Origin of the sequence: Denitratisoma oestradiolicum (assembly GCF_902813185.1) — a bacterium.
GTDB classification, from domain to species: domain Bacteria; phylum Pseudomonadota; class Gammaproteobacteria; order Burkholderiales; family Rhodocyclaceae; genus Denitratisoma; species Denitratisoma oestradiolicum.
In genome coordinates, this window is sequence record NZ_LR778301.1 from 687,913 (window position 1) to 704,455 (window position 16,543).

Sequence of the window (16,543 nt, forward strand, 5' to 3'; positions counted from 1 at the left end):
AACGTGAAACAGCGAATTGAAACGGCCGGTCAAACTGTCGAGCGTAGCGAGCCAGCATTGTCACCGCCCCCGGAGAGGGGGAGGCCGGGAGGGGGTGGGCCTTCCTGCCTTTCGCGTACTTCATGGACCGAGGCGGAAAATTGGCTTCCATGAGCCTTACCTTGCGTCAGGACGGCGGCGGAACAGGGGTTGGGGGTCCCGGAAGGCGCCCTGGTAGGCGACGCTGAAATCGTCGAAGCCACTCAGGAGTTCTTCCGCCGGGAGTTCGGTGCGAATGGCAAAGGTGTCGAAGCCAACCCGGTGCAGGTAATGGAGTTGATCCCGCAGGATGTCGCCCATGGCCCGCAACTCGCCCCGGTAGCCATAGCGGGCACGCAGCAGGGTCGCGGTGGAGTAGCCCCGGCCATCCCGGAACACCGGGAAATGGACGCCGACCACCGGAAAGCGGGCCAGGTCGTCGGCGATGTCGCCCGGCTCATCTTCCGGGCTCAGCCAGACACCCAGGGTGGGCTGACGCTGGGCCAGGGTCTCGCGCTGGGCCAGCCAGACGGCCAGGGGCACGATGACCGGCTCGGCGGGCACGGCGACGGATTCGGGCGTCTCTTCCTCGGCCAGGAACAGGGTCTGCCAGGTGTCCTCGATGATCCGGCGGTCTTTGATCAGCTTAGCCATTCACTACCTCACGGGTATCAGTCTGCTCCGCCTCCTTGGCGTAGGCGTAGGGTTTGAACTCTTCCATGCCCAGGCGGCGGAAGGTGTCGATGAAACGTTCGCCGGGACGGCGCACGGCTTTGTAATGGGTGACGATGCGCTCCACGGCGACGGGCACTTCCTCGGCGGAGAAGGAGGGGCCGACCACCTTGCCCAGGGCGGCCTCGATGCCCCAGGCGCCGCCCAGGGTTACCTGGTAGAACTCCTTGCCGGCCTTGTCCACCCCCAGGATGCCGATATGGCCCACATGGTGGTGGCCGCAGGCATTCATGCAGCCCGAGACATTCAGCTTGAGTTCGCCGATGTTCTCCTGCTCCGCCAGACTGGCGAAGCGCTGCTGGATGGCGTTGGCCACCGGGGTGGAACGGGCATTGGCCAGGGAGCACAGGTCGCCGCCGGGGCAGGTGGTCACGTCGGAGATCAGGCCGATGGTGGGCGTGGCCAGACCGCTGGCGGCGATGGTCTGCCACAGGGTGTAAAGATCGCTCTGGCGCACATCGGGCAACAGCAGGTTCTGGGCCTGGGACACCCGGACTTCGCCGAAGCCGAAGCGCTCGCACAGGTCTGCCACCTGTTCCATCTGTTCGCTGCTGATGTCGCCCGGACGCTCTCCCGGCTTCTTGAGGGAGAGGGTGGCAGCGGCATAGCCGGGCACCTGATGGGCATGGACATTGTGGGTAGCCCACTGGGCGAAACCAGGGTCGTTGCGTTTGGTGATCTCGAACAGGGCATCCACATTGCCCAGAACCTCGTAGGGGGGGCGCTGGAAGCTCGCACTGACCCGCGCCACCTCGGCTTCCGTCAGGGTGGAGGGGCCATCCTTCAGATGCTGCCACTCTTCGTTCACCTGATGAGCGAATTCCTCGACACCCAGGGCCTTCACCAGGATCTTGATGCGGGCCTTGAAGGGGTTGTCGCGCCGGCCGAAACGGTTGTAGACCCGCAAGATGGCCTCGGAATAGGTCAATAGGTGCTGCCAGGGCAAAAAGCCGCAAATCACCTGGCCCAGGATCGGGGTGCGACCCAGCCCGCCGCCGACCCAGACACGGAAGCCCAGTTCCTCGCCGCGCTTGACCAGCTGGAAGCCCAGGTCGTGGATGCGCACATTGGCATGGTCGTCGGGACCGCCGCTGACCGCGATCTTGAACTTGCGGGGCAGGTAGGCGAATTCCGGGTGGAAGGTGGACCATTGGCGCAGGATTTCGCACCAGGGCCTGGGGTCATCCACCTCCCGCCGTGCCACGCCGGCCAGGGGGTCGGTGGTGACGTTGCGGATGCAATTGCCACTGGTCTGGATGGCGTGCATGTCCACCTCGGCCAGATCGGCCAGGATTGCGGGCACGTCCTCCAGCTTGGGCCAGTTGAACTGCATGTTGTGGCGGGTGGTGAAGTGGCCCACGCCCTTGTCGTAGCGGCGGGCCACCTGGGCCAGGCCCCGCAACTGAGCGCTGGAGAGGATGCCGTAGGGCACGGCGATGCGCAGCATGGGCGCATGGCGCTGGATGTAGAGGCCGTTTTGCAGGCGCAGGGGGCGAAACTCGTCTTCGCTCAGTTGCCCGGCCAGGTAACGGCGGGTCTGGTCGCGGAACTGGCTGACGCGTTCGCGTACCAGTTGGCGGTCATAATCGTCGTAGCGATACATGGTGTTTCTCCGTCAGAAAGCGATCAACTTGCCACCCACCAGAACCAGCATGCCTGCCAGGGTGGGGCGCAGTATACGTTCGGGGATGCGGGAAGCCAGGTGGCTGCCAATGTAGATGCCGGGCAGGGAACCCAGCAGCAGGGAGCCCAGCAGGGACCAGTTCACACTGCCCAGCCACCAGTGGCCAATACCCGCCACCAGGGTCAGGGGCACGGCATGGGCCAGGTCGGAGCCGACGATGCGGATCGCTGGCAGTTTGGGGTAGAGGAAGAACAGGGCGGTGACGCCCAGGGCGCCGGCGCCCACCGAGGAAATGGATACCAGTACACCCAGGGTGGCGCCCACGGCCACGGTTTTCCAGGGGTGATGCTCCGTGTCCGGATCATGGCGCCGGGCCCAGGCCAGCAGGCGCTGACGGAAGATCAGGGCGGCGGCGGTCAGCACCAGGGCGACGCCCAGGGCAGTGGTCATTACCTTGGAGGCACCGCCCAGGCCGCCCGGAGCGAATTGATGGGTCAGTACCAGGGTCAGGGCGGCGGCAGGCATGCTGCCCAGAGCCAGGTAGCGCACGATGCGCCAGTCCACCGTGCCCTTGCGGCCATGGACCCAGGTGCCACCGGACTTGGTGATCGCGGCGTAGAGCAGATCGGTCCCCACGGCGGTGGCCGGCGTGATGCCGAAGAACAGTACCAGGATGGGGGTCATCAGAGAGCCGCCACCGACGCCGGTGACGCCGACGATGGCGCCGACAACGAATCCGGACAGGGTTTGGGCTAGATCGATCATGATGCGCTCCATGGGGGGAGATCGCATCTTATCGGTTCTTTATATTTCCAAGAAATACTTTATCGTTAGTTTTTTATAACTAAAGGAAATATGAGGCCTGTGTCGTCTCAAGGGATGCGGACTATCAGTCCTCCAGAAGTCTCACTCTTACCGACTTACCCTTGACCTTGCCCGCTGACAGCCGGTGCACCGCTTCCCGGGCGATGTCCCTGGCTACAGCGACGTAGGTGGTCTGATCCGTGACAGTGATCTTGCCCACCTGCTCCTTGGTGAATCCTGCTTCACCGGTAAGGGCACCCAGCACGTCGCCGGGGCGGATTTTTTCCTTGCGCCCGCCGAGGATTTGCAACGTCGCCATGGGCGGCACCAGGGGTTCGGTATTGCCATCTTGCAGGGAGCCCAGGCCATGCCACTCCGGTTCGCTGCCCATCATCTGGGTGATGGCGGCGATGCGGCGACGATCGGACGGGCTGCACAGACTCAGGGCCCAACCCGCCTGATCGGCACGGCCGGTGCGACCGATGCGATGGATGTGGATTTCCGGATCGGGGGTGACGTCTACATTGATGACGGCCTCAAGCTGGCTGATGTCCAGGCCCCGGGCCGCCACGTCGGTGGCCACCAGTACCGAGCAACTGCGGTTGGCGAACTGGATCAGCACCTGGTCCCGTTCCCGCTGTTCCAGATCGCCGTTCAGGGTCAGGGCATGAAAGCCCTGGGCACGCAGCAGGTCCAGCAGGTCGCGGCATTGCTGCTTGGTATTGCAGAAGGCCAGGGTGCTGACGGGGCGGTAGTGCTTGAGCAGGGTGGCCACGGCCTGCAAGCGTTCCTCATGCTTGATCTCGTAGAAGCGCTGGCGGATCTTGTCGCCTTCATGCTGCCCGGCCAGCTTTACCTCCTTCGGCTCCCGCAGAAACTGCTGGGCCAGCCGGGCGATACCCTCCGGATAGGTAGCCGAGAACAGCAGGGTCTGGCGACTGCCGGGGCAGCGCCTCACCACATGCACGATGTCGTCGTGGAAACCCATGTCCAGCATCCGGTCGGCCTCGTCGAGGACCAGGGTGTTTACGGCTTCCAGCTTGAGGCTGCCCCGTTCCAGGTGATCCATGAGGCGCCCCGGCGTGCCGACGACGACATGGGCGCCATGTTCCAGGCTGGTCATCTGGGGCCGCAGGGTGGACCCGCCGCAGAGGGTGAGGACCTTGATGTTGTCCTCGAAGCGGGCCAGGCGACGGATTTCCTGGCTCACCTGATCGGCCAGTTCCCGGGTGGGGCACAGCACTAGGGCCTGCACGGCGAAATAGCGCGGGTTCAGCTTGCCCAGCAGGGTCAGGGCGAAGGCCGCCGTCTTGCCGCTGCCGGTCCTGGCCTGGGCGATCAGGTCATGGCCGGCCAGGGTGAGGGGCAGGCTGGCCGCCTGGATCGGCGTCATGGTCAGATAGCCGAGCTGCTGGAGCGCCGCCTGCTGGGCGGGAGACAGGGGGAGTGCGGTGAAGGCCGTATCCATGGGGGCGACTGTGGACAGGGCTTGATCCGCTTCGGGTGAGACGCTCACGGCTTCCGGCCGCGGCTGGCCGAGGCCCGGCGCCAGCGTCCTTCCACCTTGAAGTGACGGTCGGGCTTGGGTTTTGGCATCAGCAGGTTTTTGCCGGGTTCTTTCTTGGCGCCTCGGTGGGCCAGCACGGCAGCACTGAGTTCCACCATCTTGAGTTCGATGACCGGGTGTTCAGCCCTGGGGTTGTAGGCCAGGAGGATTTCCCTCAGGTGGGCAATGCGTTCCGGCATTTCGCCCTTGCGTGGCAGATCCGCCAAGAGATCCTGTGCCGCCGGGGTCAGGGTGTAGCCGCCTTCCACCGCCTGGATCAGGCCATGGTAGGAGAGCCGGGTCATGGCGTCCCCCAGCTTGTCCGGAAAAGGAATGAAGCCCTGGATCAGGTCGGCACCGGCCACGATTTCGGCAAGCTCCGCCGGCCGTCGCTTGGAAGACAGCATGGTGGCCATCAGGATGACTACATCAACATCATGGATCGGGTGCATCGTGGGGCCTTTGAGTGACGACGGGGGACGCGTCCACGGCAAGATACGCCAAACTTGGGCGGGCCGTGGGAAAAGGGCGCTGATTCTACAGAGGGCAGGGGGTGGTTTCCCTCATTTCTCTTCCGCCTGGCGCTGCAAGGCCCACATCTGGGTGTAAAGGCCGTTCTGCTCCAGCAGATCTCGGTGGTTGCCGCGTTCCACTACCTTCCCTTTGTCCAGCACCAGTATCTGGTCCGCGTTCATCACGGTAGACAGCCGATGGGCGATGATCAGGGTGGTGCGTCCACGGGCCGCCTGTTCCAGTTCGGCCTGTATGGCCTGCTCGGTCTTGGAGTCCAGGGCCGAGGTGGCTTCGTCGAAAATCAGTATGGGTGGATTCTTCAATAGTGCCCGGGCGATGGCCACCCGCTGCTTTTCCCCGCCGGAGAGCTTGAGGCCCCGTTCCCCCACCGTGGTGTCGTAGCCATCCGGCAGGCTCTCGATGAAGTCGTGGAGGTGGGCGGCCCGGGCAGCGGCGATCACTTCTTCCCGGTCGGCAGTGGGGCGGCCGTACTGGATGTTGTAGAGGATGCTGTCGTTGAACAGCACCGTGTCCTGGGGCACGATGCCGATGGCGGCCCGCAGGCTGGCCTGGGTCAGTTGCCGGCTGTCCGTGTCGTTGATCCTGATCGCCCCTCCGGTCACGTCGTAGAAGCGGAACAGCAGCCGCGCCAGGGTGCTCTTGCCGGCGCCGCTGTGGCCTACTACGGCCAGGGAGCGGCCGGCGGGAATCTCGAAGTCCACCCCATGAAGGATGGGGCGGCGGGGTTCGTAGGCGAAGCGCACGTCCTCGAAGTGCACGGTGCAAGGGCCGGCAGCCAGGGGGCGGGCGTCCGCTGCGTCCTGAACTTCCCGGTGCTCCCGCAGCAGGGTGAACATGCGTTCGATGTCGGTCAGGGACTGGCGCACTTCCCGGTAGAGCACCCCCAGGAAGCTCAGGGGCGCATAGAGCTGGATCAGGAAGGCATTCACCAGCACGATGTCTCCCAGGGTCATGGTGCCCGCCACCACGCCGCTGGTGGCCCGCCACATCATCAGGGTCACGCCGACGGCGATGATGGCGGACTGGCCCAGGTTCAGGTAGGCCAGGGATACCTGGCTCTTCACCTGGGCCCGTTCCCATCGCTGCAACTGGTGGTCGTAGCGGTCCCGTTCCCAGCCTTCGTTGTTGAAATATTTCACCGTCTCGTAATTCAGCAGGCTGTCCACCGCCTGGGTGTTGGCGGCAGAGTCCAGCTCATTGACCTCCCGCCGCAGGTGAGTGCGCCAGTTGGTCACCAGAATGGTGTAGCCCACATAGGCAGCCATGGTGGTGGCGGTGATCAGGGCGAAGCTGGCCTCGTAACGGCTGATCAGTATTCCTAGCACGATGCTGACCTCGATCAGGGTGGGCAGGATGGAGTAGAGGGAGTAGCTGATCAGGCTGCTGATGGCCCGGGTGCCCCGCTCGATGTCCCGGGTCAGGCCGCCGGTCTGGCGTTCCAGGTGGAAGCGCAGGGATAGCGCATGGAGGTGTTCGAAAACCTGCAGCGCGATGGCCCGCACCGCCCGCTGGGTCACCCGGGCGAACAGGATCTCCCGCAGCTCGGTGAAGGTGGCGGTGGCAAAACGCAGGGCACCGTAAGCCCCCAGCAATCCCAGAGGTACGACCAGCCAGGCTTGCTCCCGGGGCAGGGACAGCGCGTCGATGAGCTGCTTGAATATCAGGGGCACCGCGACATTGGTGACCTTGGCGGCGACCAGGCAGACGATGGCCGCGAGGACGCGCCATTTCCAGGCCAGCAGGTAGGGCAGCAGGGACTTGATGGTGCGCCAGGTATGGCGTTCCGTTAGAGCAGGCCCAGGCAAGGGCAGGTTTTTTTGGCGGCGCATCGTCCCATTCTACTTGGGTGCCGCAGGGTATCATCGACCGGCAAAGTCCAGGAGATCCCCATGAACGATGAACTTCAACTCCCCTCTCGTCAGCCCACCCTGCGGGTCATGCCCCAGGTGAAGGACACCAATCCCAATGGCGATATTTTCGGCGGCTGGGTCATGTCCCAGGTGGACTTGGCTGCTGGCGCTTGTGCCGCCCGAGTTGCCCGGGGACGCGCTGTGACGGTGGCGGTCAACTCCTTCCAGTTCAAGCAACCCATCGCTGTAGGGGATGTGGTGAGCTTCTATGCCGACGTGGTGAAGGTGGGGCGCACTTCCGTCACCGTGGACGTGCAGGTTTACGCCGAGCGCTTCTCCGCCAGATCGATCTGCCGGGTGGTAAAGGTGACGGAAGCGGTACTGACCTTCGTCGCCGTCAATGAGGACGGCAGCAAGCGGGAGATCCCCGCCGAGTTCAGGTCCGGGTCTAATGGTTTGGCCTGATCCGGCCCAGGGCGCCAGGATCGGAATTCTGGCGGAGGGGCCTGGCGGATACTCTGATAAAATCGACTCAATTATAAAAACGAGTTCTTAGCCGTGTCTTCCGACCCCCTGGTCAGCCTGCGCAACGTCAATTTCGCCTACGATCGCCGCCCCATCCTGACCGGAATCAATATGGAGATTCCCCGGGGCAAGGTCGTGGCCATCATGGGCATCAGTGGCGGCGGCAAGACCACCACCCTGCGCCTGATCGGCGGACAGGTGCGGCCCACCAGCGGCGAGGTGCGGGTCAATGGGCAACTGGTGCACGAACTGGATGATGAGGGACTCTATGCCCTGCGGCGGCGCATGGGTATGCTGTTCCAGTTCGGGGCGCTATTCACGGACATGTCCGTTTTCAACAATGTGGCCTTTCCCATGCGGGAGCACACCAATCTGCCCGAGAGCGTGATCCGCGATCTGGTGATACTCAAGCTCAATGCCGTGGGCCTGCGGGGTGTGCATCGCATGATGCCCTCCGAGCTGTCCGGCGGCATGGCGCGGCGGGTGGCCCTGGCCCGTGCCATCGCTCTGGATCCGATGCTGATGATGTACGACGAGCCCTTCGCCGGCCTCGATCCGATTTCCCTGTCCATCGTAGGGGAACTGATCCGCACTCTGAACGATGCCCTGGAGGCCAGTTCCATTGTGGTCACCCATGATGTGCAGGAGTCCCTGAAAATCGTCGATTACGTCTATTTCGTGTCGGAGGGCAAGATCGTGGCCGAGGGTACGCCGGATCAGATACGGAATTCCAGTGCTCCCTATGTGCATCAATTCATCTGGGGCGAGGCGGACGGCCCGGTGCCGTTCCACTATCCGTCCCGTTCCTATGAGGAGCAGATCTTGCGGGAGAGGACGCGTGTTCAATAGCAATTTTGGCGATCGGGTGCGTTGGCTCGGTGCCAGCCTGACCAATCGTCTGTGGCGCCTGGGCTTCGCCAGCCGCTTCCTGCTAGCCATCCTGATGCACTCGGGCATGGCGATTCGCCGCTTTCCGCTCACCATCCGGGAAATCTATTTCACCGGCGTCCTCTCCCTGATCATCATTCTGGTCTCGGGCCTGTTCGTCGGCATGGTGCTGGGTCTTCAGGGCTACGATACCCTGCAGCGTTTCGGTTCCGCCTCCGCCCTGGGCACTCTGGTGGCCCTGACCCTGGTGCGGGAGCTGGGGCCGGTGGTGGGCGCCCTGCTGTTCGCCAGCCGGGCCGGCTCGGCGATCACCGCGGAGATCGGCCTGATGAAGGCAACCGAGCAATTGTCGGCCATGGAAATGATGGCGGTCAATCCCATCGCCCGGGTCGTGGCGCCCCGCTTCTGGGCCGGGGTAATCTCCATGCCTCTGCTGGCCGCCCTGTTTTCGGCCATGGGAATCTTCGGCGGTTACCTGATCGGGGTCCAATTGATCGGCGTGGACGAGGGCATCTTCTGGTCCCAGATGCAGGCCTCGGTGGATTTCCGCGAGGATATCGTCAATGGCATCATCAAGAGCGTGGTGTTCGGCATCATCGTGACCTGGATCGCAGTGTTCGAAGGCTATGACGCCGATCCCACCGCTGAAGGGGTATCCGGTGCCACCACGCGCACCGTTGTCACATCGTCGCTGGCCATTCTTGCCGCCGACTTCATTCTCACCGCATTCATGTTCCGGGGTGCCTAAATGAACAAAACCGTGCTCGACCTGTGGGTCGGATTCTTCGTTGCCATCGGGCTGGTCGCCATGGGATTCCTCGCCCTCAAGGTGGGGAATCTGAGTGCAATGGAATCCGGGGAAACATATTTGCTCCAGGCCAAATTTGATAACATCGGCGCCCTGAAGGTGCGGGCGCCGGTGAAAAGTGCCGGCGTGGTGGTGGGGCGGGTTTCTGAGATCAAATTCGATGCGGAGAACTATGTGGCCGTGGTTTCTCTTCAAATGGACAAGCGCTACCAGTTTCCTCGGGACACCTTCGCCACCATCAACACCCAGGGCCTGCTGGGAGAGCAGTATGTCGGTTTCGATGTGGGAGGCGACCCCGAGGTGATGAAGCCTGGCGAGATGATCAGGAAGACCCAGTCCGCAGTGGTGCTGGAAAAGCTGATCAGTCAGTTCCTGTTCAACAAGGCCTCGGAAGGACCTGCTAATCCGTGATGCTGGAAAGAGATTGACGTGAATATCCACACCTTGAAGCAACTTACCGTAACCCTGGCTCTGGTTTCCCTGCTGGGGGGCTGCGCCACGTCGGGAAATCCCAAGGATCCGATCGAGGGCTTCAACCGTGCCGTGTTCGCTTTCAACGACGGCCTGGACAAGGTGGTGATCAAGCCGGTGGCCCAGGGCTATGAGGCGACGCTGCCCCAGACCGCCCGTAACGGCGTGGCGAATTTCTTCGGCAATGTCGCGGATGTCTTCATTGGTGTGAATAACGTGCTTCAGGGCAAGATGCCCGAGGCGATCAACGATTTTGGCCGGGTCATGGTCAATACCACCCTGGGCATCCTGGGCTTCATGGACATCGCCTCCGATCTGGGGGTGGAAAAGCATGAGGAAGATTTTGGCCAGACCTTCGGCCACTGGGGCGTCGGCAGTGGCGCCTATGTGGTGCTCCCTGTCTTCGGTCCCCGCACGGTGCGCGATACGGTGGGTCTGGTGGCTGACGTCAATGTGGATCCGGTGGGCAATCTCAGCGATGTATCGTCCCGCAACACCCTGCTGGTGACCCGGCTGGTGAGCGATCGGACGGCCCTGCTGCCGGCCGACAAGGTGATCGAGGAGGCCGCCCTGGACAAGTATTCTTACATCCGGGACGGATATCTCCAACGTCGCCGCAGTCAGATATACGACGGGGCGCCGCCTCGTCTGGATGATGAAGAAGAATGACTGATAAAGGAAAAATCATGAAGTGGCTGTTGGGTTTGTGCGCGGGTCTGTTGCTTGCCGGATCGGTGTTGGCCGATGAAATGGCTGCGGATCTGCTGGTGCGTAACGTGACCACCGAGGTGCTGGACATTCTGCGCAAGGACAAGGAGATTCAGAGCGGCAGCACAAAAAAGGCCATGGAATTGGTCGAGAACAAGGTGCTGCCCCATTTCAATTTCCAGCGCATGACCGCCCAGGCGGTGGGCAAGGCCTGGCGCCAGGCCAGCCCGGCCCAGCAGAAATCCCTGATCGAGGAGTTCAAGACCCTGCTGGTGCGTACCTATTCCAATGCCCTGACGGCCTACAAGAGCCAGGTGGTGGACTTCAAGCCTCTCAAGGCGGCGCCCTCCGATACCGAGGTGACGGTGCGCACCGAGATCAAACAGGCCGGCGGCAAGCCTATCTCCCTCAATTACGTGCTGGAAAAGACCGGTAACCACTGGATGGTGATCGACATGGTGATCGCCGATATCAGTCAGGTCACCAATTATCGGGACCAGTTCCGCCAGGAGCTGGCCAACGGGGGCCTGGATGGCCTGATCCATTCCCTGGAAGCCAAGAACAAGTCCGCCGAGGCCCCCGCGAAAAAATGATACGGGCGGCGGATGATCGTTTGCTGGTCGATGGCGCCATGACCCTGCCCCGGGCCTCCGCACTGCTGGCGGAGGGGCTGGAGGCATTGACCCGGGACTCGGCGGTATTCGATCTGGCCGCCGTGTCGGAGGTGGATTCCTCATCCATCGCCGTGGTCTTCGGCTGGATGCGGGAGGCCCGCCGGCTGGGCAAGAACCTGCGCATCGTCAATCCGCCCCAGGACATGCTGAGCCTCGCCACCGTCTATGGCGTAAGCGAACTGCTGCCCCTGGCCTGAGCGGCAACGGGTAGTCCCCATCCATGGCAACCGCGATTCTGGTCCGGGGACTGACCAAGCGTTATGGCGTGGTCCAGGCCGTGGATGGCGTGGACCTGGAAGTGGCGGAGGGAGAGTTCTTCGGCTTGCTGGGCCCCAATGGTGCTGGCAAGACCACCCTGATCTCCGCCCTGGCAGGCCTGGTGCGGCCCGATGCCGGCCGGATCGAGGTCCTGGGCAAGGATGTCCAGAACCAGTACCGCGAAGCCCGCCGTCTGCTCGGCGTGGTGCCCCAGGAACTGGTGTTCGATCCCTTCTTTACGGTACGGGAAACCCTGCGCATCCAGTCCGGCTATTTCGGCATACGCCACAACGACGACTGGATCGACGAAATCCTTTCCAGTCTGGATCTGACCGGCAAGGCCGATACCTCCACCCGTGCCCTTTCCGGTGGCATGAAGCGGCGGGTGCTGGTGGCCCAGGCCCTGGTTCATCGTCCCCCGGTGATCGTGCTCGACGAACCTACGGCCGGTGTCGATGTGGAACTGCGGCAGACCCTGTGGCGCTTCATTCAGCGCCTCAACCGGGAGGGCCACACCATTGTGCTCACCACCCACTACCTGGAAGAGGCGGAAAGCTATTGCGGCCGCATCGCCATGCTCAAGGCCGGGCGGGTGGTGGCTCTGGACACCACTTCCAATCTGCTGCGGCGTTTTTCCCAGCACAGCCTGCGCCTGCGCCTCGCGGAAGGCGATGCGCTGCCGGCCGAGATCGCTGCCATTGCCGGGCAGCGAGGCAATCAATGGGTTCTGTCCCTGGACCGCTTCGAGCAGGTGGAGGCGGTGCTGGCGACGGTGCGGGCCGCCGGCTGCACCATAGAGGATATGGAACTGGGCAAGCCGGATCTGGAGGAGGTCTTCGTCAAGCTCATGGGCCGGGAGGAGTTGCCCCTGTGACTGCCTTTCTGACCCTGCTCAACAAAGAACTGCTGCGCTTCTGGAAAGTGGGTTTCCAGACCCTGGCCGCCCCGGTGATCACGGCCATGCTCTACCTGCTGATCTTCTCCCATGTGCTGGAGGATCACGTCCGGGTCTATGGCACCCTGCGCTACACCACCTTCCTGGTGCCGGGGCTGGTGATGATGTCCATCCTTCAGAATTCCTTCGCCAATGCCTCCTCCTCCCTGATTCAGTCCAAGGTGATGGGCAGCATCGTCTTCATCCTCCTTTCCCCCGTTTCCTACGGGGCCTTCTTCGCGGCCTATGTCATCGCCGCCGCCCTGCGTGGTGCGATGGTGGGGATCGGCGTGCTGCTGGTGACCCTCTGGTTCGCCCCGATGCAATTCACTCATCCCCTCTGGATTCTCGTCTTCGCCCTGCTGGGTGGGGCGCTGTTGGGAACCCTGGGCGTTCTGGCCGGCCTGTGGGCGGACAAGTTCGATCAACTGGCCGCCTTCCAGAATTTTCTGATCATGCCCCTCACCTTCCTGTCCGGGGTGTTCTATTCCATTCATTCCCTGCCGCCCTTCTGGCAGGGTGTCTCCCATTACAATCCGGTCTTCTACTTGATCGACGGGTTTCGCTACGGCTTCTTCGGGCTTTCCGACGTGTCGCCCTGGCAAAGCCTGGCCGTGGCCTCATCGGGCTTCGTCCTGATGACGGCCCTTTCCCTGGAACTGCTGCGACGCGGCTACAAACTGAGAACCTGAACCATGCTGGATCCCCATCAAATCGAAACCTGGATCGCCGCCGGCCTGCCTTGTCAGCACCTGCGGGTGGACGGGGACGGCCAACATTTCGAGGCTGTCATCGTCAGCGTCGAGTTCGCCGGCATGAACCGCGTCAAGCGTCAGCAGCGGGTCTACCAGACCATCAAGGACCGGCTCGATTCCGGTGAACTGCACGCCATCTCCATGCAGACCCTGACCCCCGAAGAATGGGAGTCACGGGGTGGATAAGCTGCTGATCGAGGGCGGCGCCGCCCTCTCCGGCGAGGTGGCGATGTCCGGCGCCAAGAATGCTGCTCTGCCCCTGCTCTGCGCCGCCCTGCTGACCCGTGAGCCGCTGACCTTCACCAATGTGCCGGCCCTGAATGACATCGACACCATGTTGCGCCTCCTGGCCCAGATGGGGGTGGTGGTGGAGCGCCAGGGCAGCCAGGTCACCCTGGATGCCGCCGGTCTGAGCAACCCGGTGGCTCCCTATGAACTGGTGAAGACCATGCGGGCCTCGATCCTGGTGCTGGGCCCCCTGGTGGCCCGCTTTGGCGAGGCTCGGGTATCCCTTCCCGGCGGTTGCGCCATTGGTGCCCGTCCGGTGGATCAGCACATCAAGGGCCTCCAGGCCATGGGTGCCGAGGTCGGGGTGGAGCACGGCTATGTCCATGCCCGTGGCCCCCGACTCAAGGGTGCCCGGCTGTTCACCGACATGGTGACCGTGACCGGCACCGAGAATCTGATGATGGCGGCTTGCCTGGCCGATGGCGAGACAGTGATCGAGAACGCCGCACGGGAGCCGGAAGTGGTGGATCTGGCCAATTGTCTGGTGGCCATGGGGGCGCGCATCTCCGGCGCCGGCACCGACGTGATCCGCATCCAGGGGGTGGAACGGCTCAGAGGTGTCACTCATCGCATCATGCCGGACCGCATCGAAACCGGAACCTATCTCTGCGCGGCGGCGGCCACCGGGGGCGAGGTGCGCCTGACGGGCACTTCCGGTGCCTACCTGGACGCGGTGATCGACAAGTTGATGGACGCAGGTTGCGAGATCACCACCCAGCGGGATGCGATCCATCTCAAGGCGCCCCGGCGCCTGACTGCCGTATCCATCCGCACCGCGCCCTATCCGGCCTTTCCCACCGACATGCAGGCCCAGTTCATGGCCATCAATACCGTGGCCGAAGGCACCGCAGTGATCCGGGAAACCATTTTCGAGAATCGTTTCATGCACGCGGTGGAACTGATCCGCCTGGGCGCCAGGATTCGCATCGATGGCAACACGGCCGTGGTGACCGGGATGGAACGTCTGGAGGGAGCCACCGTGATGGCCACCGACCTGCGCGCCTCGGCGGGCCTGGTGATCGCCGGCCTGGTGGCAGGGGGAGAGACCCTGATCGAACGCATCTACCATCTGGACCGGGGCTATGAAGGGCTGGAGCAGAAGCTCTCCGCCCTGGGTGCCCGGGTACGACGGGTGAAGTAAAATCAGTCCTCTCCTGAAAGGCACACCGTGAACGGCATTACCATCGCCCTCTCCAAGGGCCGTATCTTCGACGAGACCCTGCCCTTGCTGGCGGCGGCGGGTATTGTTCCCGCCGAGAACCCGGAAAAATCCCGCAAGCTGATCATCGGCACCAACCGCGACGATGTGCGGGTGGTGATCGTGCGGGCCTCCGATGTGCCCACCTACGTCCAGTACGGCGCCGCCGATCTGGGCATCGCCGGCAAGGACGTGCTGATCGAGCATGGTGGTGCCGGGCTCTACCAGCCCCTGGATCTGAATATCGCCAAATGTCGGATGTGCGTCGCCGTCCCCGCCGGCTTCGACTACGCCTCGGCGGTGCGCCAGGGCGCGCGGCTGAAGGTGGCCACCAAATATCTCAATACGGCTCGAGCGCATTTCGCCGCCAAGGGCGTTCATGTGGACTTGATCAAACTCTACGGCTCCATGGAACTGGCGCCCCTGGTGGGGCTGGCTGACGCCATCGTGGACCTGGTATCCAGCGGCAGCACCCTCAAGGCCAATAATCTGGTTGAGGTGGAGGAAATCATGGACATTTCTTCCCGATTGGTGGTCAATCAGGCATCCCTCAAGGTGAAGCGCGAATTGCTGCAACCAGTGATAGAACGCTTTGCCCAGGCGATTCCGGCATGAGTGTCCAACTGAGTCTGCGGCGCCTCTCCAGCCGTGACCCGGAATTCCTGTCCGCCCTGGATGGGCTGCTGGCCTTCGACAATTCCACCGACGAGGCCATCGAGCGCACGGTGGCCGAGATCCTGATCCAGGTGCGCACCCTGGGGGATGGGGCAGTGCTGGAATACACCCGTCGCTTCGACTGCCTCCAGGTGGCGTCCATGGTGGAGCTGGAACTGGCGCCGGCCGTATTGGCCGCCGCTTTCGCCGGCTTGCCGAAAGATCAAAAACAGGCGCTGGAGATCGCCGCCCATCGCATCCGCATCTACCACGAGCGGCAGAAGGCCGATTCCTGGGAGTACACCGAGGCCGATGGCACTCGTCTGGGCCAGAAGGTGACCCCCCTGGATCGGGCAGGGCTCTATGTGCCCGGTGGCAAGGCCGCCTACCCCTCGTCGGTGCTGATGAACGCCATTCCCGCCAAGGTGGCGGGGGTTGGCGAGTTGATCATGGTGGTGCCCACCCCCGCTGGCGAGCGCAATGCCCTGGTGTTGGCGGCCGCCCATCTGGCCGGAGTGGACCGGGTATTCACCATCGGGGGTGCCCAGGCGGTGGCGGCCCTGGCCTACGGTACTCAGACCATTCCCCAGGTGGACAAGATCGTCGGCCCCGGCAATGCCTACGTGGCCGCCGCCAAGCGCCGGGTCTTCGGTACCGTGGGCATCGACATGGTGGCCGGTCCCTCCGAGGTGCTGATCATCGCCGACGGGTCCGTCGATCCGGACTGGATTGCCATGGACCTCTTCGCCCAGGCCGAGCACGACGAGATGGCCCAGTCCATCCTGCTTTGCCCCGACGCCGCCTATATCGAGCGGGTCGCTGCCAGCATCGCCCGGCTGCTGCCGGAAATGCCGCGCAGGGAGGTGATCGCGGCCTCCCTCGCCGGGCGCGGGGCGCTGATCCAGGTCAGCGATCTGGCCGAGGCCTGCGTGATCGCCAACCGCATTGCCCCCGAGCACCTGGAGCTGGCGGTGGCCGACCCCGAACCCCTGGTGGGCCGGATTCGTCATGCCGGGGCGATCTTTATTGGCCCCTATGCCTCAGAGTCCCTCGGCGACTATTGCGCCGGGCCGGACCATGTGTTGCCCACCTCCCGCAGCGCCCGTTTTTCCAGTCCCCTGGGCGTCTATGACTTCCAGAAGCGCACCAGCCTGATCCAAGTGTCCGCTGCCGGCGCCCGCAGCCTCGGCGCTGTGGCCTCGGTGATCGCCCGGGGCGAGGGCCTGGTCGCCCATGCCCGGGCGGCCGAACTGCGGATGGAGAAGTAGCCTCCT

The 16,543-nt window shown here is 63.6% G+C and carries 19 protein-coding genes; 13 read left to right on the top strand and 6 right to left on the bottom strand.

What is annotated here, in order from left to right; all coding sequences use genetic code 11:
- Positions 1-156: 156 nt before the first annotated feature.
- The 6 genes from DENOEST_RS03245 to DENOEST_RS03270 form a co-directional block, all read right to left on the bottom strand.
- Positions 157-672 carry a DUF934 domain-containing protein gene (locus DENOEST_RS03245; RefSeq protein ID WP_145769977.1) on the bottom strand — a complete coding sequence of 172 codons (516 nt, stop codon included), beginning with the start codon at positions 670-672 and terminating at the stop codon, positions 157-159.
- Complete coding sequence (locus DENOEST_RS03250) at positions 665-2,353, bottom strand: nitrite/sulfite reductase (RefSeq protein ID WP_145769978.1); 1,689 nt, start codon at positions 2,351-2,353, stop codon at positions 665-667. Before DENOEST_RS03250 ends, DENOEST_RS03245 begins: the two co-directional genes overlap by 8 nt.
- A gap of 12 nt (positions 2,354-2,365) precedes the next feature.
- Positions 2,366-3,136, bottom strand: a complete 771-nt coding sequence (locus DENOEST_RS03255; RefSeq protein ID WP_145770074.1) for a sulfite exporter TauE/SafE family protein — start codon at positions 3,134-3,136, stop codon at positions 2,366-2,368.
- Positions 3,137-3,263: 127 nt separating this feature from the next.
- Positions 3,264-4,646: an ATP-dependent RNA helicase DbpA gene (dbpA, locus tag DENOEST_RS03260; protein WP_145770075.1), complete on the bottom strand. Its 1,383-nt coding sequence runs from the start codon at positions 4,644-4,646 to the stop codon at positions 3,264-3,266.
- Between the two features lie 44 nt (positions 4,647-4,690).
- A complete protein-coding gene (locus DENOEST_RS03265; protein WP_145769979.1) occupies positions 4,691-5,176 on the bottom strand; it encodes a hypothetical protein in 486 nt (161 codons plus the stop codon).
- Between the two features lie 111 nt (positions 5,177-5,287).
- Entirely contained in the window at positions 5,288-7,087 is a 1,800-nt protein-coding gene (locus DENOEST_RS03270) for an ABCB family ABC transporter ATP-binding protein/permease (RefSeq protein ID WP_145769980.1), read from the bottom strand.
- 60 nt (positions 7,088-7,147) lie between these two features.
- Here DENOEST_RS03270 and DENOEST_RS03275 point away from each other — a divergent pair, with 60 nt between their 5' ends.
- From DENOEST_RS03275 to hisD, 13 genes are all read left to right on the top strand, one after another.
- Positions 7,148-7,573, top strand: coding sequence for an acyl-CoA thioesterase (locus DENOEST_RS03275; protein ID WP_145769981.1), 426 nt, complete (start codon positions 7,148-7,150; stop codon positions 7,571-7,573).
- Between the two features lie 93 nt (positions 7,574-7,666).
- A complete protein-coding gene (locus DENOEST_RS03280; RefSeq protein ID WP_232096427.1) occupies positions 7,667-8,482 on the top strand; it encodes an ABC transporter ATP-binding protein in 816 nt (271 codons plus the stop codon).
- 16 nt (positions 8,483-8,498) lie between these two features.
- Positions 8,499-9,269: a lipid asymmetry maintenance ABC transporter permease subunit MlaE gene (gene mlaE / locus DENOEST_RS03285; RefSeq protein WP_408640030.1), complete on the top strand. Its 771-nt coding sequence runs from the start codon at positions 8,499-8,501 to the stop codon at positions 9,267-9,269.
- Positions 9,270-9,740 (top strand): outer membrane lipid asymmetry maintenance protein MlaD, encoded by a 471-nt coding sequence (gene mlaD / locus DENOEST_RS03290; RefSeq protein ID WP_145769983.1) that lies wholly within the window; start codon positions 9,270-9,272, stop codon positions 9,738-9,740. It begins immediately after the preceding gene.
- A gap of 18 nt (positions 9,741-9,758) precedes the next feature.
- Positions 9,759-10,469, top strand: coding sequence for an MlaA family lipoprotein (locus DENOEST_RS03295; RefSeq protein ID WP_170228131.1), 711 nt, complete (start codon positions 9,759-9,761; stop codon positions 10,467-10,469).
- Between the two features lie 17 nt (positions 10,470-10,486).
- Positions 10,487-11,101, top strand: a complete 615-nt coding sequence (locus tag DENOEST_RS03300; protein WP_145769985.1) for an MlaC/ttg2D family ABC transporter substrate-binding protein — start codon at positions 10,487-10,489, stop codon at positions 11,099-11,101.
- Positions 11,098-11,379 (top strand): STAS domain-containing protein, encoded by a 282-nt coding sequence (locus tag DENOEST_RS03305; protein WP_145769986.1) that lies wholly within the window; start codon positions 11,098-11,100, stop codon positions 11,377-11,379. Before DENOEST_RS03300 ends, DENOEST_RS03305 begins: the two co-directional genes overlap by 4 nt.
- Positions 11,380-11,402: 23 nt before the next feature.
- Complete coding sequence (locus tag DENOEST_RS20055) at positions 11,403-12,314, top strand: ABC transporter ATP-binding protein (protein ID WP_145769987.1); 912 nt, start codon at positions 11,403-11,405, stop codon at positions 12,312-12,314.
- Entirely contained in the window at positions 12,311-13,066 is a 756-nt protein-coding gene (locus tag DENOEST_RS03315; RefSeq protein WP_145769988.1) for an ABC transporter permease, read from the top strand. The genes DENOEST_RS20055 and DENOEST_RS03315 overlap by 4 nt, the downstream gene beginning before the upstream one ends.
- 3 nt (positions 13,067-13,069) lie before the next feature.
- Positions 13,070-13,315 carry a BolA family protein gene (locus tag DENOEST_RS03320; protein WP_145769989.1) on the top strand — a complete coding sequence of 82 codons (246 nt, stop codon included), beginning with the start codon at positions 13,070-13,072 and terminating at the stop codon, positions 13,313-13,315.
- Positions 13,308-14,558 carry a UDP-N-acetylglucosamine 1-carboxyvinyltransferase gene (gene murA, locus DENOEST_RS03325; RefSeq protein ID WP_145769990.1) on the top strand — a complete coding sequence of 417 codons (1,251 nt, stop codon included), beginning with the start codon at positions 13,308-13,310 and terminating at the stop codon, positions 14,556-14,558. Before DENOEST_RS03320 ends, murA begins: the two co-directional genes overlap by 8 nt.
- Before the next feature lie 27 nt (positions 14,559-14,585).
- Positions 14,586-15,230, top strand: coding sequence for an ATP phosphoribosyltransferase (hisG, locus tag DENOEST_RS03330; RefSeq protein ID WP_145769991.1), 645 nt, complete (start codon positions 14,586-14,588; stop codon positions 15,228-15,230).
- Positions 15,227-16,537 (top strand): histidinol dehydrogenase, encoded by a 1,311-nt coding sequence (gene hisD / locus DENOEST_RS03335; RefSeq protein ID WP_145769992.1) that lies wholly within the window; start codon positions 15,227-15,229, stop codon positions 16,535-16,537. Before hisG ends, hisD begins: the two co-directional genes overlap by 4 nt.
- Positions 16,538-16,543 lie beyond the last annotated feature (6 nt).